Raw genomic sequence first — 14,838 nt, 5'->3', positions numbered from 1 at the left:
GTTTTAACTGAAATCGGTATTATTCAATTGCGCGAGAAAGATCAACGCTATAAATTTGCGCATATCTATGTATATGGTTTTAAAATGGATCGTCCAGGTGCAGTATAGAAATATTCTGAATACTAACATCGGTTGGGATATCCTGAAATTATTGTTACCAATGCTTTTGAGAAAAAACAACAAAAATTACCAAAAAACCAGAAAGAAAAAGCTATCAACTATATCTAATTAATTGTGATATGAGTTTTTTATTAGTGCGATCGCTCATCTTATAGGGTAAGATATTTATCTTCTAACGTCGATATTCATCACCACAATCACCAATTACCTGATATAAGTCTCTGGAATGAACAGATACATCATTGATCATTTTTAAATCTTGTTCAGTTAAGGCAAAACTAAAGACTTTCGCATTATCTTCAATATGTTCAGATAAACCAAGTCTTGCACCAACAATTACACCACCCACAGATGGTTGATCTAAGATATAACGCACAGCAACATTAGCAATACTAACTTCGTATTTATCAGCAATTTGTTTTAAGGTAGAAAGCAGTTCTTGAAAAAGTCGCCAACTTCCCCAATTATCAATCATAGTTTTGTATTTTCTCAAACTCGCAGTATTTAAATCAAAATTTCTTGGTTCTGGTTTCTGCAAATATTTTTCTGATAGCAAACCACCACAAACAGTACCATAAGTAAACAATTTTATATCATGTTGTTGACAGTAATTAATCATCTTTACTTCTGGTCTTTTATCAACAAGAGAAAATTGCACTTGATTAGAAATAATTTTAATTCCAGCTTCAGTGATAATTTGCAAATGTTCCGTATCAAAATTAGTTAAAGCCAAATGCTTAATTTTACCCTCAGTTTGCAACTCTGCCATATATTTGAGCGCATCTAAGTAATTACTATCTTTGTATTCCCACCAATGGAATTGCATTAGATCTAATGCTTCTACATTCATGCGTCTAAGGGATATATCAATATTTTCTTCAACGAGTTTTTTCGTCATTTTACCAGGACGAGGAACCCATTTTGTAAAAGCCTGAATATTAGCTAAAGCTTCTTCTCCACGAGTAGCAACTAATTGACGACGAAATTCACCAATTAGATCTTCAGCAGGTCCATAATGATCTGCTAAATCCCAAGTTGTAAAACCAGCATCTACATATTTAAACATAGACTGAATTGCTGCTTGGGGGTTAATTCTTCCATGTCCACCAGATACCTGCCACATTCCATTTAAAATTCGGCAAATCTTTAAATCAGGTGTTAATTGAAAATAGCTTTCTGCGGGTAATATCATTTTCTTCAAGTTTAAAATTACAAAAAAAGGGAACAGGGAACAGGGAACAGGGAACAGGGAACAGGGAACAGGGAACAGGGAACAGGGAACAGATAAGAAACTAAAGTTTCAGAGTTTAAAGTTTAGTCAAAAAAAGATGTTTTTAAAAGATGACAAGCAGCGAAAAAAAACAATACCATTTCAATCTCATGTTTTTAAAGATGAGTTTTTTCATCTGAATATGACTTATGCACTGTACAAAATGCAGATGTATAAACGAAATTGCCTAATTTCATGCTTTGGGAATCTTACATTAGTGCGGTGCGTCAGATAGAAAAAGTCTGTTAGATGCTGAATTATCGGGTCTGACGCACCCTACAAGAGATAAATTCTGTTAATAATTAACTCCTAATTACTATTTTTTATCGCCAATCTTTTTCTGCTTGTTCGAGAACGTAAGCAGCAACATTTTCAATTTCCTGGATACTCAATTTGTCTTTATAAGCCGACATATTGTTTTTACCATTATTGACAATGGCTGTAATAGCTTCTAGAGAATCCATTCCATATCTTTTGAGGGCATTTTTTTTGAGATTTTTACCTCTTCTGATAATATTACTACCATTGATATGACAACCTGCACAATTCTCATTAAAAACTTTTGCACCAATAGTTATATCTACAGCATGAGCGGATAAATTAAAAGTGCTTGTCCAAAATAAAAGCGTGACTAATATCAATGTTAATAGTCGTTTCACCCTGTTTCCCCTAATTGTTTTCTAACTTTTGCTCAAACGTTTTATAGTGATTCAAAGTCTGATGTGAATCCGTCAAATTTTTCACAATCTTCTTGAAATGCTTCTGCTTCACTCACATCCTCAATTTTGTAGGACATAATGCGAGTTCCATCTGGCATTTTTTTAGAACCGATTAACTCTCCTTGATATTTAACAGCGATTTCTTTAAATTCAACGCCATAACGCTTCCATGCGTCCTCAGAACAGGTGATATTGACACGCCACATAGTTAATTCACAATTTTTTACACCAATTATACATCATCTCACAATTTGGTACAACCTACAAGATTCAGATTAAGATCCCTGATTTCTTAGAGAAGTTGGGGATCTGATTATTTTGATTATTTATATCTCAAGGAAGTTGCTAGAAATTAAATAATGCGTTATGTTGTTGATATAAGTGTTGATTAGCTAAATCGCCAGGATTAAAAATGACTAACAATAATATCAAAACAAAAATCCAAGCAGATTTACAACAAGCGAAATCTACCGGACAGTTAAGAACGGAAAATATTCGTGAAATCGTTAAAAATGCGGTTTCTCAGGTAAGTGCGGAATTTAAAGAGGGTTCAAGTGAATTGCGTAACTTGGTGAAAGATGCAGTTTCAGCAGTGATTGAAAATTTACAAGAAAAAGGCAGCGAAATCAAAGAAGAAGTTACTGCTTCTATTGAAGGTGCAATGGAAGGGGTTAATAGTAAAAGACACGAGGCTATTACTAAAACTCAAACTGAATTGAAGCAGTTACAAGCTAAATTAGATCATGAAGAAGAAAAACTTCAGCAAGAAGTTGATGGGATGTTAGCAGAAATTGAAGATACTGGCAAAGAAAAATCTGCTGATATAAAGAATACTATTGCTTCAGCAGTTGAGACTATTAAAAATAGTGAAGAAGCTAGTTTGTTGAAGAAACGTTACGCCCAATTGCAAGCACAGTTAGCTATTATTAAAGCTAATATGGCTGCACGTTACGGTGGACGTTCTCATGATGTGAAAAGTTATTTAGACGATGCAAAAGGTTGGTATGATCAAGCTCGTCCAAAGGCGGAATCTGTAGCTACACAAATAGAACAAACCCACTCAAATTTAGAAGATAAACTAGGAGAAGCAGGTACAGCGATCGCTAAAAAAGAAAGTCAGTTAAAACAGGTGTTAAGGGAAGCATTATTAGCTGCGGCTGATTTATTCAAAGATAAAGAATCAACTGATCAAGAAACTCGGATTAAATAACGAGAAAAATTGAATTAGTAAAAACCTCCTTGTCGATTAATTCCTTCTTCATGTTTAGCGATTACCCAAACTGCGTGAATACTACCAGGAAGCCAACCTAGAAGAGTCAGCAAAATATTAATTCCTAAAGCTGGACTGACTCCAACTGTCATAAAAACTCCCACGGGAGGTAAGAATATACCAAGAAGAAAACGCAATATTTTCATGATATTATGAGTTATTAGACTAAGTTTTTCAACTTCTTTAACTCATCTTGTCTGATCAATGACTGTTTCCTAATCCACCCAGAGAACCATTTCTTAATTAAAAAAATCCCTCTCAAGAAATATCTTGTTAATGTTCATACCAACGAAAGAGTAAATAAGGTTGTAATTTTTGATAAATTTCTGTTAGAAAAATCAACAATTATCAACCATGATTAACAATCCAGTAGGTGGAATTATTCCCCCACAACCACCAATAGAACCAGAATCTGATGTGTATGCAGTTAAGTCGCGTTTGGAGTGGGGTGAACCAGCGTTTACAATTTTAGACGTGCGCGATCGCTCTACTTACAATGATGGGCATATAATGGGTGCAATGCCTATGCCTATGGAAGAATTAACAGATCGAGCAGTGACATCTTTAGAAAAAGAACGGGATATTTACATCTACGGTAGAAACGAAGAACAAACTGCTCAAGCTGCTCAAATATTGCGTTCTGTCGGCTTTTATCACGTTTGTGAACTCAAAGGTGGTTTAGCTGCATGGAAAGCCATTGGTGGACCAACAGAAGGCATTATTGAATCAAAAAGTCCCGCAGGTGCAGATGATTATAATATTGTATCAAGGATGCAAAATCATCTACAAAACCAACCTAAATAGGGGTTGCTAAAAAAGTCTGTTCGTTAGGGCTAGGAGTCAGGAGTCAGGAGTCAGCACTTCCGCTACGCTCAGTGACCGGAGGAAGAATTAGAAGAAGAGAAGAATAGTCTTGAATCTGGTCAAGTGATAGGTAAATGAACAGTTTCAACCCTTATTCCTTGCACCTGACTCACCTTTTCAACCTTCAAATTGTTGATATATCTCAGTTTTAGGTTTATTAAGCAAGTCCTAAATAAAATTAGTTTAATTTAATGTTCAAATAAATCTTTGAACTGCAACAAATCCAAAGAAACAATTGTCGGTAAAACTTGAAAGCATTCTTGAGCAAGTTCCCAACGTTGCTCTCGTTCTAACATTTGTTGCAGCTTTTGTTGAACAGCTATTAAATAACGTACATCATTAGCTGCATAATTCAATTGGTTATCAGATAAATTAGCCGGATTACCCCAATCAGAACTTTGGGAACTTTTATCTAATTCCACCTTTTCTAATTCCTGTACTACCTCTTTTAGTCCATGACGATTGGTGTAAGTACGGGCTAACTTACTGGCAATTTTAGTACAAAAAACTGGTTGAACTTGAATATCCAGATAATAGCGCAAAGTAGCAAGATCAAAGCGAGCAAAATGAAACACCTTTAAAATTTGGGGTGCTTCCAGGAGTTGTTTTAAATTGGGAGATTGGTTTTGTCCTTGAGCAATGCGAATAACTGTAACTTGTCCTTGGGGGTTGCAAAGTTGGACAAGACACAAACGATCGCGCTGGGGTAACAAACCCATAGTTTCCGTATCGACAGCGATCGCCTCCGCAGTCAAATAGTCATTAAGATCACCATCACTTAGATCGCGATCGCTCACCTGAAAATCTTGTAATGTCATAAAATTGCTCAAAAATAAATAATTTAGTGTCTGTTGAAGCACATAAATCTATCAGACACTAGATTATCATCTTGTAAAAAAATCACAAACAAAATCTATTTAGTTTTCAAGAATATTTGTGTCAAATAAACTTCCCCTTTCCTATTAGTTGCCACACCGATCCCCGTCAAGTTATAATGACCTTGAATATTTTTCAGATGTACAGGACTATTAAGCCAACCAATAATCGCTTCATTTGCCGGATTAGTATATCCTATATTAAAAGCCAGATTTTCTGACGCACTGTTATAAGTCAAAGGAATAGCCTTAACACGCTGCTCAAAACCCTGATGACTAAAAGGAACTTTCCCCTTAGCCATATTTTGGCTATGTATTCTAGCTTGACGGGTGATATTTGGATTTAAAGTTAACTTTTGTAACCCTTGATTAACCCGATATTGATTAACTTTTTCAAAAACAGATTTTTCTAAAGTAGAAGTTTGAAAAGTAGGATTTGAAGTTGCTGCTTGACTGAAAGAGTTTAATGACTGCTGATTTTGAGGACTTTTTTGTGTATAACTATTACCTGGCTTAGGAGCAGTCACAAATCCACTAGCAAGGACAACCATACTTAAAGCAATGCCAAAAGCAGTTTGTCGTAACATAGAAAATTAAGTAAAGTAGTGAGTCATAACATATATACTCTTTCTTCAGATTCCAAAATCCTTAACAGGATACAATTTAGTATTTTTAACACTCCTCATCATTAAAGCAGTATTGCACGGATTTAGATATTACTTCCTTTGTGCCTACGGCAGGATCGCTAAAAGCAATTGCCTCTTTGCGTGAAATTCCTCAATATCACATTTTTAATCAAAAATAACAGCCAAAACCAGTATCTCCTGATAGATGTCAAAATTCCGACTTAATATTTCGCAACATTAACTCATCAAGAGCCTGTTGAGGAGTAACTTCACCCCCAAGCAGCTTATAAACCTGCTCAGTAATGGGAATAGAAATATTTTGACGTTGTGCTACCTGCATCAAAACCCGACAGGTATTAACCCCTTCCGCAGTTCCCGTTAAATTGTCCAAAACCTCAGTCAGCGTCTTACCAGCAGCTAATTGATAGCCAACTTGATAATTGCGACTTAAAGGACTATTGCAAGTTGCTAATAAATCACCCAACCCCGATAAACCATAAAAAGTTTCGGTTTTTGCACCCCAAAGATGACCAATGCGAACCATTTCTGTTAAACCACGGGTGACAAGAGCCGCTTTAGCATTAGTTCCCAAGTGTAAACCATCACATACACCAGCAGCGATCGCCATCACATTTTTCAGCGTTCCCCCCAACTCCACACCCACAGGGTCAGGATTAGTATAAACGCGAAACCGAGTAGAAGAAAACACCAATTGCACCCTTTCCGCAGCAGAAGTATTCTTACTAGCTACCACCGTAGCCGCAGGTAAAGACCTTTGAATTTCCTGGGATAAATTGGGACCAGACAGCACCACCACAGGATAATCAGGAAAGAAACTCTGCCAAACTTGGGAAGGAGTGGAGGTAGTTTGCGGATCTAAACCTTTGGTTGCGGTGACAAAAATTGCCATTGGAGACAAAGGGACACCCTGAACTTGAGCAGCAACATCACTGACACCCTTCATCGAGATAGCAGAAACGATAATTTCCGCATCTTCTAACACCTGCGCTAAAGTCAGCGAACCGTGACGCGACCATAGACGCACCTGATAACCATTTACCTTCGCCAAATTTGCCAGAGTTGCACCCCAAGCACCAGCACCCAGAATTGCGACAGATTTTAGATTCGTCATACTAAATGCGGGGATTAAGTTCCATTAATTCCCTTACTTGTTCTGCATGATAAGAGCTTCTAGTTAGAGGTGAAGAAACGATTTGTAAAAATCCTAATTCTTCTCCCCAAAGTTTCCAAGCAGCAAATTGGTCTGGAGAGATAAATTCCATTACCTGTAAATGTTTTTGACTGGGTTGGAGATATTGCCCAATGGTTAAAATATCACAATCCACAGCGCGTAAGTCTGCCATCACTTGGCGAATTTCTGCATCCGTTTCGCCCAAACCGACCATAATCCCCGATTTAGTGTATGTTTTTGGGGCAATTTGACGAGAGCGTTGCAATAATTCCAGCGATCGCTCATAATTACCTTGGGGGCGTACCCGACGATACAACCGAGGAACAGTTTCCGTATTGTGGTTTAAAACCTCCGGTGCAGCTTGGAGAAGTAATTCTAATGCGTTCCAATTACCGCATAAATCAGGAATTAGCACCTCAATAGTTGTATTTGGTGAGACTGCACGAACCTCGTTAATACACTGAACAAACTGAGAAGCACCACCATCTGGTAAATCATCTCGATTGACAGAAGTAATCACCACATGATTAAGTCGTAAGCGACGCACAGCTTCAGCCAGTCGTGTCGGTTCTGTAGGATCTAAAGGCTGAGGTTTTTTCTCAAAATCAATATCACAATAAGGACAAGCCCTAGTACAAGCCGGACCCATAATTAAAAACGTCGCAGTCCCGACACTGAAGCACTCACCAATATTGGGACAGGAGGCTTCCTCGCAAACCGTATTGAGGGCTAAATCCCGCAAAATTTCTTTAACGTTGCCAACCCGTTCCCATTGAGGCGCTTTTATCCGCAACCAGTCTGGTTTTACAGTCACAGTCTACTTTTACCACTCAAATTATATAAATTTAATATTAGCAAGCAAAGATGGATTTTGTAATTTAGTATTTTTTATGATATTCTAGTTATACATTGCCATTTTTAGGCCGGGATGTGGCGCAGCTTGGTAGCGCACTTCGTTCGGGACGAAGGGGCCGCTGGTTCGAATCCAGTCATCCCGATTTTGTTGTACTTTACATTTACCCATTGCCAATCACTGTAAGATGTTAAAGTGCTTTATATGAGGATATCTGCCTGACCAGAAGGCGTGCCATAAGCGATTACAGAGGTATATAGGGAATTTTTCAGAAAAATATTAGCCGCAATGGTTCTTTCTACAATAGAATGAAGTTAAGTCCCCGGAATCATATATTATATCAATGTAGATTTGGAGAAAATAGCTGTTTATTTCAGGACTTAGTTTAGACTAAATTGTGACTACAATAACTAACTGACTCATGATAACCAGTGAAGCTGTGACACAATTGACTCACTTAATTGCGGAAAAAAATTTCAGTATGAAACTTCCAGAATGCGAAAGAGTAATTTATGAGTACAACCCCTTAATAGAGGTTATTGCTCAACTTAAATTTCCAACTATTCTGAGAATTCCTAATCAAGAACCCGTGGATTTTCAGGACAATGTCAGGTTTGAATATCCTATTTTTGAAACTTCTCGAAACTTACAAATTCCCGCAGAAATATCAAATCTTTTAACTCAATTTAACTCTAATTTACCTAGTGATGTTACTTATTACTTCAAATCAGATGATTTAAAATGGCAGTTATCTTTCAATAAAGATTCCATAACATTTGCTACAACTCAATATGAAAGATATGAAAACTTTATAGAAAGATTTAAAAGTGTAGTAGAGGTTTTTGAGAGTATATACAATCCTTCTTTTTACTCACGAGTAGGATTGAGATATCGTGATTTAATCATCCGTTCAAAACTGAATATTACAGATAAAAAATGGCAGGAATTAATACCTGAGCATATTGCTTCAGAACTACATACTTTTGAAATAGCAGATTCAATTCAAAATTTTATAAAAAATTTGCAAATAAAGACTGAACTTGGCCAAGTCAATTTTAATCATGGTCTTGTTACAGTTAGAGACACAGAGCAAAGTATAGATGAAACCGCTTACTTATTAGATTCTGATTTTTTTACTGAAGATAAAATTCAAAGAGGTGATGATGTTTGGAAAATACTTAACAAATCAAACCGTACAGCAAGAAACCTCTTTCGCTGGAGTATTACTGAAGAGTTACACAGAGCAATGCAACCTAAATCTATATAATCGTATGCAAATAATAACCAGGGGAACTAATACCAAAAATATAATAGGGCAAAGGTATGAAGTCATATCTACTTCTAGCCAAACACCTTATGGAAAAACCTTAAAATACGGAAGTTCCTCTTTAGAAATTCAGGTTTCAATTACATCAACTCCAAATGCTGAATGGTCAGGTCACTTGAATCAGAATATAATTCCTCTTTTAAAGTGTTTAACACTATTAAATACATTTTTTTATAATTCTCCAGAGGCTTTGCAGGAAGCATCTGAAGCACTAGAAAAAGTTTCTGATTATTATCAGGACTATGTACCTGATATCAAACAAAGTACCTTGCCTCAAGCATTAAAAGTTATTCAAGGCAGGATATTATCTAGCAAGATTAGACCTCCCCTAGACATAGACTTAGATTAGTAATAGATATGACCGAAAAAAATATTTACAGAGGCTCTAATACAAAGGAGGCTCTTAGACAAGGAGAAATATTGACTGGTGTTATACAAATTAATCCTGTTCTAGATAAATCTTCTCTAAGTATTGAAGATACAGAATTTACAGTTATTCAACATCCATACGCAATTATTATTAGTCAAGATTGTGATTTAGATTGGGATTATAAAGCTAGGCAAAGTCATGATAAGCCGAATAAGCTTTTGAATTCTGTGCTTTTTTGTGAAATGTATAAAGCCGAAGAAATCCGTTATGACAAAATTAACCATCAAATGAACACAGATAAATGGAGTTTGGTTAAAACAAATTGTAATAAGCAATATCATTTTTTCGAAAAAATACTTAAAGAATGTGACTCCTTAGCAGAAGGATTACCAGAATTAATAGTAGACTTTAAGAAAATTTTTTCAATAGAAGCAGAATTTTTATACAATCAAATAAATATTGATAAAGTTCAACGACGTACTGTACTTGTTAGTCCATATTTGGAAGATGTAGCTCAACGGTATTATAGCTATCAAGGACGTGTAGCACTGCCAGCACCGCATGAAAGTGAAAAATCAATTTGAAATCACAAAAGTAAATATGAAATACTAGATAATCTTTTGCTGGTTTTGCATCTCTCCCAAACGGCATAAAACATCTACATCAAGTTTTGGAAAATATCTTTTTATCTAATTAGCACTTTATTTCAAGCTGTCACTCCGGTTTCTAACGGTGTTCCTTTAGTTCTTTTGTCAAAGTCTAAAATTTTATCCCTTTTAGCTTGTAGCTCAGAAATCACTTCTCCAATAGCCCCTATTTGTTGTATGACAAGTTGACCTTTGTTTTTGCCAGATGCTTCTAAAACTTTTAAGCCAAAATCTTCCCAATTTTCGATTAAGTACAATTGCTCACCTATAAATACTAGATTGCACTTAAATAGTGACGGTTCATAGCCTCGTTTATCGAGGAAATCAATTATTTTTCTGATTTCTTGCAAGGAAAGTTTTTCTCTGAGTCTTTCTATAATTTTGATTTGCAGTATTTGCGCCCAAGTATAAACAACTTGTGGCCTTTTGGGATTGCCAAATTTTTGTGGTACGACTATATCTGTTTGGTCAAGATAGCTTAATTTTCCTGACTTGACCTCGGTTATTCTCAGTACCTCCTGTCTTGTAAATCCGGTTACCATGACTTCCTTTTTGACTATTTGGTTAAGAAATTACTGTCTATATTCAATCAAGTTTATGATTTCCCTGAATTTTACAACAATTGTTTGAAAAAAAATCAAAATTTAGTGTTTTTTAGAACGAAGCCAGGTATAATAGAGGAGCATGGTGATGTTTTGCCGACTCTCTCATGCTCCAATTAACTCACAAGGAGTTTTATTATGGCTAAAACGAATGATGGAAAGAAAATAGTTCCCGTGAAACCTCATGTAAGAACTACTTCAGACGGTGAAACTATTCAGGTTCGCCGCCATCGCCGCTCTACACCTAACAAGTAGTTAGGTTTTGCCCTCTTTTTTAAGGGGGCTTTCGCTTATTGTACCCTATTCCGCCTTCACTTGATGTTTTCCTCAAATCGGCTTTTGATGTTCTACCATCTCCCCAAAAGACGTAAAACACCGATGACACCAACCATCAACGCCGGAACTTTAAACCTAGCCCCACAATTAGGACACTCAGACAACAAACTTAAACGAGGATGCTGACACCCCTGAGTTACCTTAAACTGCCACTCAATCTTGTGACAATGTGACTCCACATAACAAGCAGCACATAACCGAATCGGCTCAAGATTCATCCCTACCCCAGCAGGTGGTAACATCTGCTCTAACCTATCAGCATCAACCCCTACCACCTTAGCCACAGCCTCCAATTGTTGCCGAGAAGGAGGGGGATTAAAACGAAACTTTTCCCAACGGGCGATCGCACCCCCAACCCCAGCAGCCTTACCTAAACCAGTAATTGTTAAATCATTTGCCCGTCGAAACCGCCCCAAAAAATGACTCAGACTTTCTCCCGGATATGGTTCTATCTGAAACAACCAAGGATTAATTTCCCCAACTTCCATTACTTATACTCCGCCGTTACTTCCTTCAGAGTTTCCAAATCAATCTTTGATAATCCCTTCTTTAAAGCCCGAATAGCCGACTCCCTGAGAATCATATCTAGCAACCCAATATAACCCCCAGTAGCCTCACCCAAAGTCTTCAACATTGCCTTACTGGAAAGATTAGAAGCAACAGGCAGTTTTAAAACTTGTTTTTCCCAAATCTCCACAGTACGCTTAAAATCTTCCCCAGAAAACTTACCAAACCAATGACAGGCACGAAAACGGTTATAAACTTGCTTATCTCGCTTGATTACAGCGTCTAATTGGTCAGTACCCACCAAAATCACCGCAATTTCCAATTTATCAAAAATATCCCGCACCTCAGCAAAAGTCTTGGGCTTAAAACGATCAGCCTCATCAATAATCAGCATTTCCACCCCACAACCTTTGAGAACCCGCAGCATTCTATCTCTAATCTCTGCTACCGTTCCCTTGGTCATTTGATATTTCAAATGCTCAATAATTGCTGCAAATAACTCCTTAGCACTACATTCTTGAGGTATTTGGATATAAGCAACAGGCACAGTTGGCGGTTTTCCTGCTTCTTGTTTAGGTTTATGCCTGAGTCTGTAGGCATCACAACCCATTGTTTTACCCGTTCTTGACTCTCCAATCGCAACACCACGCTTTCCCCAGCGTAACCAGCCAGGTTTTCTCCCCGATATGTGAGATTTTCAAATTGCAGATATCCACCCCTGTAAATTGAGCGTCGAGTTTGCTTCATCAAACAACTACGCAAATCTTCTTCTGAGATTAAATTGGGGGCAACAATTAACCCTGCTTCCCACCTTTGATAACGGGTTTGATCTCCCAAACGAGCATCAATACTATAGCGTACTAGCAACCGTTCTAATTCTCGTAAAGTTAGACAGGCTTCTTTCTCCGCTTCCTCTGGACGTTCCTGCACATTTGAGCCTGTGTATCCTGGTAAAGCAGAAAATAAATCAGTATTTAAAGTACCAAAAGGACGCTCGACAATACCGCCTTCACTGAGGCGATCGCTTAAATGGCAAGCAAATCCCAATTGCACACCAATTTGCTGCAAATGGTTGGAACGAAAATCTTTACCCCCATCAGTATAACAATGTTCTGGTTTGCCGTAAGTTCCCCATTCTTCATAAAGCTCATATTCTTGTCCATATTGCTTTGGCAAGATTGCATGGCGCAAAGCTAAAGCCACTACCTGAGAACTTGGAGCATCGTCACCAAGATTAATACCTACAATGCAGCGAGAATAGCTAATAAATTGATAATTATCTGGTTTTTGACACTTATTTTGTTAAGTATAGATTCAGAGGATGCTCACAAATTAGATAAATAAAAACCTGCTCTAATCCTTACTGTAGAATGTTTTAAGATATTTTTGACAATATTTTGTTAAATTGTCAAATAATTAGTTAATGTACACTATCAGTTGAATTGAAACTCAATATTCTCTCCGCGCCTCTGCGCCTCTGCGTGCAAAAAAACAGCCACCTCCATAAAGGAAGCAGCCGTTTTCAAATTAGTGGATTATAGAGAATTAGTAGTCGTAATCTCCGCCACCCATACCAGCACCAGCAGCAGGAGCGCCATCTTTAGGTTCGGGCTTGTCAACTACGATACATTCGGTTGTCAACACCATTCCGGCGATAGAAGCCGCATTTTGCAGCGCGGAACGGGTTACTTTTGCAGGATCAACAATTCCAGCAGCCAACATATCAACAAATTCGTTGGTAGCAGCGTTGAAACCTACGTTAAATTCCTTCTCTTTCACACGTTCAGCAATGACAGCACCATTCTGACCGGCGTTTTCTGCAATTCTCTTTAGAGGTGCAGGTAAAGCGCGAGAGACAATCAACGCACCAGTCAACTCTTCATCTTTCAAGTTAGCCTTAGCCCACTCTTCCAATTGAGGAGCGAGGTGAGCTAGAGTTGTACCACCACCGGGAACGATACCTTCTTCTACAGCAGCTTTGGTAGCGTTGATAGCATCTTCCAAACGCAGTTTCTTGTCCTTCATTTCAGTTTCGGTAGCTGCACCAACTTTAACAACAGCTACACCACCGGACAATTTAGCCAAACGCTCTTGTAGTTTTTCTTTGTCGTAGGAAGATTCGGTTTCTTCCATTTGACGACGGATTTGTTCACAACGAGCCTTAACTGGAGCTTCGTTACCTTCAGCTACAATTGTGGTGCTATCTTTGGTGATGGTGATGCGACGAGCTTTACCCAGACTATCTAGCTTGGTGGTATCTAGCTTCAAACCAGCATCTTCGGTGATCAATTGACCACCAGTTAAGACGGCGATATCTTCTAGCATAGCCTTACGGCGATCGCCAAAACCAGGAGCCTTAACAGCCGCAACGTTGAGTACACCGCGTAAACGGTTAACTACCAAGGTAGCTAAAGCTTCTTTTTCGATATCTTCGGCGATAATCACCAAAGGACGACCAGAACGAGCTACTTGCTCAAGTACAGGTACTAAGTCTTGGACTAAAGCAATTTTCTTGTCTGTCAACAGGATGTAAGGCTCATCGAAAACTGTTTCCATCCGCTCTGCATCAGTAGCGAAGTAGGGAGAGATGTAGCCTTTATCAAAGCGCATCCCTTCGGTGATTTCGAGTTCGGTGGTCATAGATTTCCCTTCTTCTAGGGAAATTACGCCTTCTTTACCGACTTTATCCATAGCTTGAGCAATCATACTGCCGACTTCTTCGTCGTTACCAGCAGAGATTGCAGCTACTTGTGCGATCGCTTTAGAATCTTCTACAGGGCGAGCGTGTTCAGCAATTCTTTCGACTAAAAATGCAGATGCTTTGTCAATACCGCGCTTGAGCAAAATCGCATTAGCACCAGCCGCAACGTTCCGCAAGCCTTCTTTAACGATCGCATGAGCCAAAACGGTAGCGGTGGTTGTTCCGTCGCCGGCAGCATCGTTAGTCTTAGAAGCAGCTTGACGAATCAAAGCCACCCCAGTATTCTCAATATGATCTTCTAATTCGATTTCTTTAGCAATGGTAACACCATCATTAACGATTTGTGGTGCGCCAAATTTCTTTTCTAAAACTACGTTACGGCCTTTAGGACCAAGGGTAACAGCTACAGCCTCAGCCAAGATGTCAATACCACGCTCTAGAGCGCGACGGGCGTTTTCGTTGTAAATAATGCGCTTTGCCATAGTTTTCTAATTCCCAAAATTAAGTCAAATTTGTCTGGAATTGGTCATGGGTAATCGGGAAAATTTACTTTTAGTCC

Annotated in this window: 17 protein-coding genes, 1 tRNA gene and 1 pseudogene; 6 read left to right on the top strand and 13 right to left on the bottom strand. The window is 38.1% G+C overall.

Going from position 1 to position 14,838, the window contains the following annotated elements; genetic code table 11:
* Positions 1-292: 292 nt before the first annotated feature.
* The 3 genes from VB711_RS11490 to VB711_RS11480 form a co-directional block, all read right to left on the bottom strand.
* Positions 293-1,312 (bottom strand): aldo/keto reductase, encoded by a 1,020-nt coding sequence (locus tag VB711_RS11490; RefSeq protein WP_323286134.1) that lies wholly within the window; start codon positions 1,310-1,312, stop codon positions 293-295.
* A 401-nt stretch (positions 1,313-1,713) separates the two neighbouring features.
* Positions 1,714-2,049: a cytochrome c6 PetJ gene (gene petJ, locus VB711_RS11485; RefSeq protein ID WP_323286133.1), complete on the bottom strand. Its 336-nt coding sequence runs from the start codon at positions 2,047-2,049 to the stop codon at positions 1,714-1,716.
* A gap of 41 nt (positions 2,050-2,090) precedes the next feature.
* Positions 2,091-2,315, bottom strand: a complete 225-nt coding sequence (locus VB711_RS11480) for a hypothetical protein (RefSeq protein WP_323286132.1) — start codon at positions 2,313-2,315, stop codon at positions 2,091-2,093.
* 206 nt (positions 2,316-2,521) lie between these two features.
* On the opposite strand from VB711_RS11480, the gene VB711_RS11475 reads away from it, so the two are divergent.
* Entirely contained in the window at positions 2,522-3,319 is a 798-nt protein-coding gene (locus VB711_RS11475) for a histidine kinase (RefSeq protein ID WP_323286130.1), read from the top strand.
* A 14-nt stretch (positions 3,320-3,333) separates the two neighbouring features.
* Here VB711_RS11475 and VB711_RS11470 read toward each other — a convergent pair whose 3' ends face one another.
* Positions 3,334-3,525, bottom strand: coding sequence for a YqaE/Pmp3 family membrane protein (locus VB711_RS11470; RefSeq protein WP_323286128.1), 192 nt, complete (start codon positions 3,523-3,525; stop codon positions 3,334-3,336).
* A gap of 208 nt (positions 3,526-3,733) precedes the next feature.
* Here VB711_RS11470 and VB711_RS11465 point away from each other — a divergent pair, with 208 nt between their 5' ends.
* Positions 3,734-4,183, top strand: coding sequence for a rhodanese-like domain-containing protein (locus VB711_RS11465; RefSeq protein WP_323286126.1), 450 nt, complete (start codon positions 3,734-3,736; stop codon positions 4,181-4,183).
* Between the two features lie 248 nt (positions 4,184-4,431).
* On the opposite strand, the gene VB711_RS11460 is transcribed toward VB711_RS11465, so the two are convergent.
* The 4 genes from VB711_RS11460 to lipA form a co-directional block, all read right to left on the bottom strand.
* Positions 4,432-5,061: a ribonuclease H-like domain-containing protein gene (locus VB711_RS11460; protein ID WP_323286124.1), complete on the bottom strand. Its 630-nt coding sequence runs from the start codon at positions 5,059-5,061 to the stop codon at positions 4,432-4,434.
* A 95-nt stretch (positions 5,062-5,156) separates the two neighbouring features.
* Positions 5,157-5,705: a CAP domain-containing protein gene (locus tag VB711_RS11455; RefSeq protein ID WP_323286122.1), complete on the bottom strand. Its 549-nt coding sequence runs from the start codon at positions 5,703-5,705 to the stop codon at positions 5,157-5,159.
* Positions 5,706-5,952: 247 nt separating this feature from the next.
* Entirely contained in the window at positions 5,953-6,876 is a 924-nt protein-coding gene (locus VB711_RS11450) for an NAD(P)H-dependent glycerol-3-phosphate dehydrogenase (protein ID WP_323286120.1), read from the bottom strand.
* 1 nt (position 6,877) lies between these two features.
* The gene (gene lipA, locus VB711_RS11445) at positions 6,878-7,750 is read right to left on the bottom strand and encodes a lipoyl synthase (RefSeq protein ID WP_323286118.1); all 873 of its coding nucleotides are present in this window, start codon (positions 7,748-7,750) and stop codon (positions 6,878-6,880) included.
* Positions 7,751-7,860: 110 nt separating this feature from the next.
* Between lipA and VB711_RS11440 the strand changes: the two genes are divergently transcribed.
* From VB711_RS11440 to VB711_RS11425, 4 genes are all read left to right on the top strand, one after another.
* A tRNA-Pro gene (locus VB711_RS11440) sits at positions 7,861-7,934 on the top strand.
* A gap of 276 nt (positions 7,935-8,210) precedes the next feature.
* Positions 8,211-9,056: a TIGR04255 family protein gene (locus VB711_RS11435; RefSeq protein ID WP_323286116.1), complete on the top strand. Its 846-nt coding sequence runs from the start codon at positions 8,211-8,213 to the stop codon at positions 9,054-9,056.
* Positions 9,057-9,060: 4 nt separating this feature from the next.
* Complete coding sequence (locus VB711_RS11430) at positions 9,061-9,465, top strand: hypothetical protein (protein WP_323286114.1); 405 nt, start codon at positions 9,061-9,063, stop codon at positions 9,463-9,465.
* A gap of 8 nt (positions 9,466-9,473) precedes the next feature.
* Entirely contained in the window at positions 9,474-10,070 is a 597-nt protein-coding gene (locus tag VB711_RS11425) for a hypothetical protein (protein ID WP_323286113.1), read from the top strand.
* A gap of 122 nt (positions 10,071-10,192) precedes the next feature.
* On the opposite strand, the gene VB711_RS11420 is transcribed toward VB711_RS11425, so the two are convergent.
* The 5 genes and pseudogenes from VB711_RS11420 to groL all read right to left on the bottom strand — a co-directional run bounded on the left by VB711_RS11420 (position 10,193) and on the right by groL (position 14,761).
* Positions 10,193-10,675, bottom strand: a complete 483-nt coding sequence (locus VB711_RS11420; protein ID WP_323286111.1) for a MerR family transcriptional regulator — start codon at positions 10,673-10,675, stop codon at positions 10,193-10,195.
* A 407-nt stretch (positions 10,676-11,082) separates the two neighbouring features.
* Positions 11,083-11,559: a TniQ family protein gene (locus VB711_RS11415; protein WP_323286109.1), complete on the bottom strand. Its 477-nt coding sequence runs from the start codon at positions 11,557-11,559 to the stop codon at positions 11,083-11,085.
* On the bottom strand, positions 11,559-12,188 hold the full coding sequence (locus tag VB711_RS11410) for a TniB family NTP-binding protein (RefSeq protein ID WP_323286107.1): 630 nt from the start codon (positions 12,186-12,188) through the stop codon (positions 11,559-11,561). The genes VB711_RS11415 and VB711_RS11410 overlap by 1 nt, the downstream gene beginning before the upstream one ends.
* 11 nt (positions 12,189-12,199) lie before the next feature.
* Positions 12,200-12,841 (bottom strand): annotated as a pseudogene (locus VB711_RS11405) (Mu transposase C-terminal domain-containing protein); the annotation flags it as partial.
* A 282-nt stretch (positions 12,842-13,123) separates the two neighbouring features.
* Complete coding sequence (gene groL / locus VB711_RS11400; protein WP_323286106.1) at positions 13,124-14,761, bottom strand: chaperonin GroEL; 1,638 nt, start codon at positions 14,759-14,761, stop codon at positions 13,124-13,126.
* Between the last annotated feature and the right edge of the window lie 77 nt (positions 14,762-14,838).

The organism is Cronbergia sp. UHCC 0137, from assembly GCF_034932285.1.
GTDB lineage: Bacteria > Cyanobacteriota > Cyanobacteriia > Cyanobacteriales > Nostocaceae > Cronbergia.
This window is presented reverse-complemented; position numbering and strand designations above follow the sequence as displayed.

What these genes read in the sequence shown, in the direction of transcription:
- VB711_RS11490 (WP_323286134.1), bottom strand. Translation starts at nt 1,312, where the DNA reads ATGATATTACCCGCAGAAAGCTATTTTCAATTAACACCTGATTTAAAG.
- VB711_RS11480 (WP_323286132.1), bottom strand. Translation starts at nt 2,315, where the DNA reads ATGTGGCGTGTCAATATCACCTGTTCTGAGGACGCATGGAAGCGTTAT.
- VB711_RS11475 (WP_323286130.1), top strand. Translation starts at nt 2,522, where the DNA reads ATGACTAACAATAATATCAAAACAAAAATCCAAGCAGATTTACAACAA.
- VB711_RS11470 (WP_323286128.1), bottom strand. Translation starts at nt 3,525, where the DNA reads ATGAAAATATTGCGTTTTCTTCTTGGTATATTCTTACCTCCCGTGGGA.
- VB711_RS11465 (WP_323286126.1), top strand. Translation starts at nt 3,734, where the DNA reads ATGATTAACAATCCAGTAGGTGGAATTATTCCCCCACAACCACCAATA.
- VB711_RS11460 (WP_323286124.1), bottom strand. Translation starts at nt 5,061, where the DNA reads ATGACATTACAAGATTTTCAGGTGAGCGATCGCGATCTAAGTGATGGT.
- VB711_RS11455 (WP_323286122.1), bottom strand. Translation starts at nt 5,705, where the DNA reads ATGTTACGACAAACTGCTTTTGGCATTGCTTTAAGTATGGTTGTCCTT.
- VB711_RS11450 (WP_323286120.1), bottom strand. Translation starts at nt 6,876, where the DNA reads ATGACGAATCTAAAATCTGTCGCAATTCTGGGTGCTGGTGCTTGGGGT.
- VB711_RS11435 (WP_323286116.1), top strand. Translation starts at nt 8,211, where the DNA reads ATGATAACCAGTGAAGCTGTGACACAATTGACTCACTTAATTGCGGAA.
- VB711_RS11430 (WP_323286114.1), top strand. Translation starts at nt 9,061, where the DNA reads ATGCAAATAATAACCAGGGGAACTAATACCAAAAATATAATAGGGCAA.
- VB711_RS11425 (WP_323286113.1), top strand. Translation starts at nt 9,474, where the DNA reads ATGACCGAAAAAAATATTTACAGAGGCTCTAATACAAAGGAGGCTCTT.
- VB711_RS11420 (WP_323286111.1), bottom strand. Translation starts at nt 10,675, where the DNA reads ATGGTAACCGGATTTACAAGACAGGAGGTACTGAGAATAACCGAGGTC.
- VB711_RS11415 (WP_323286109.1), bottom strand. Translation starts at nt 11,559, where the DNA reads ATGGAAGTTGGGGAAATTAATCCTTGGTTGTTTCAGATAGAACCATAT.
- VB711_RS11410 (WP_323286107.1), bottom strand. Translation starts at nt 12,188, where the DNA reads ATGGGTTGTGATGCCTACAGACTCAGGCATAAACCTAAACAAGAAGCA.
- groL (WP_323286106.1), bottom strand. Translation starts at nt 14,761, where the DNA reads ATGGCAAAGCGCATTATTTACAACGAAAACGCCCGTCGCGCTCTAGAG.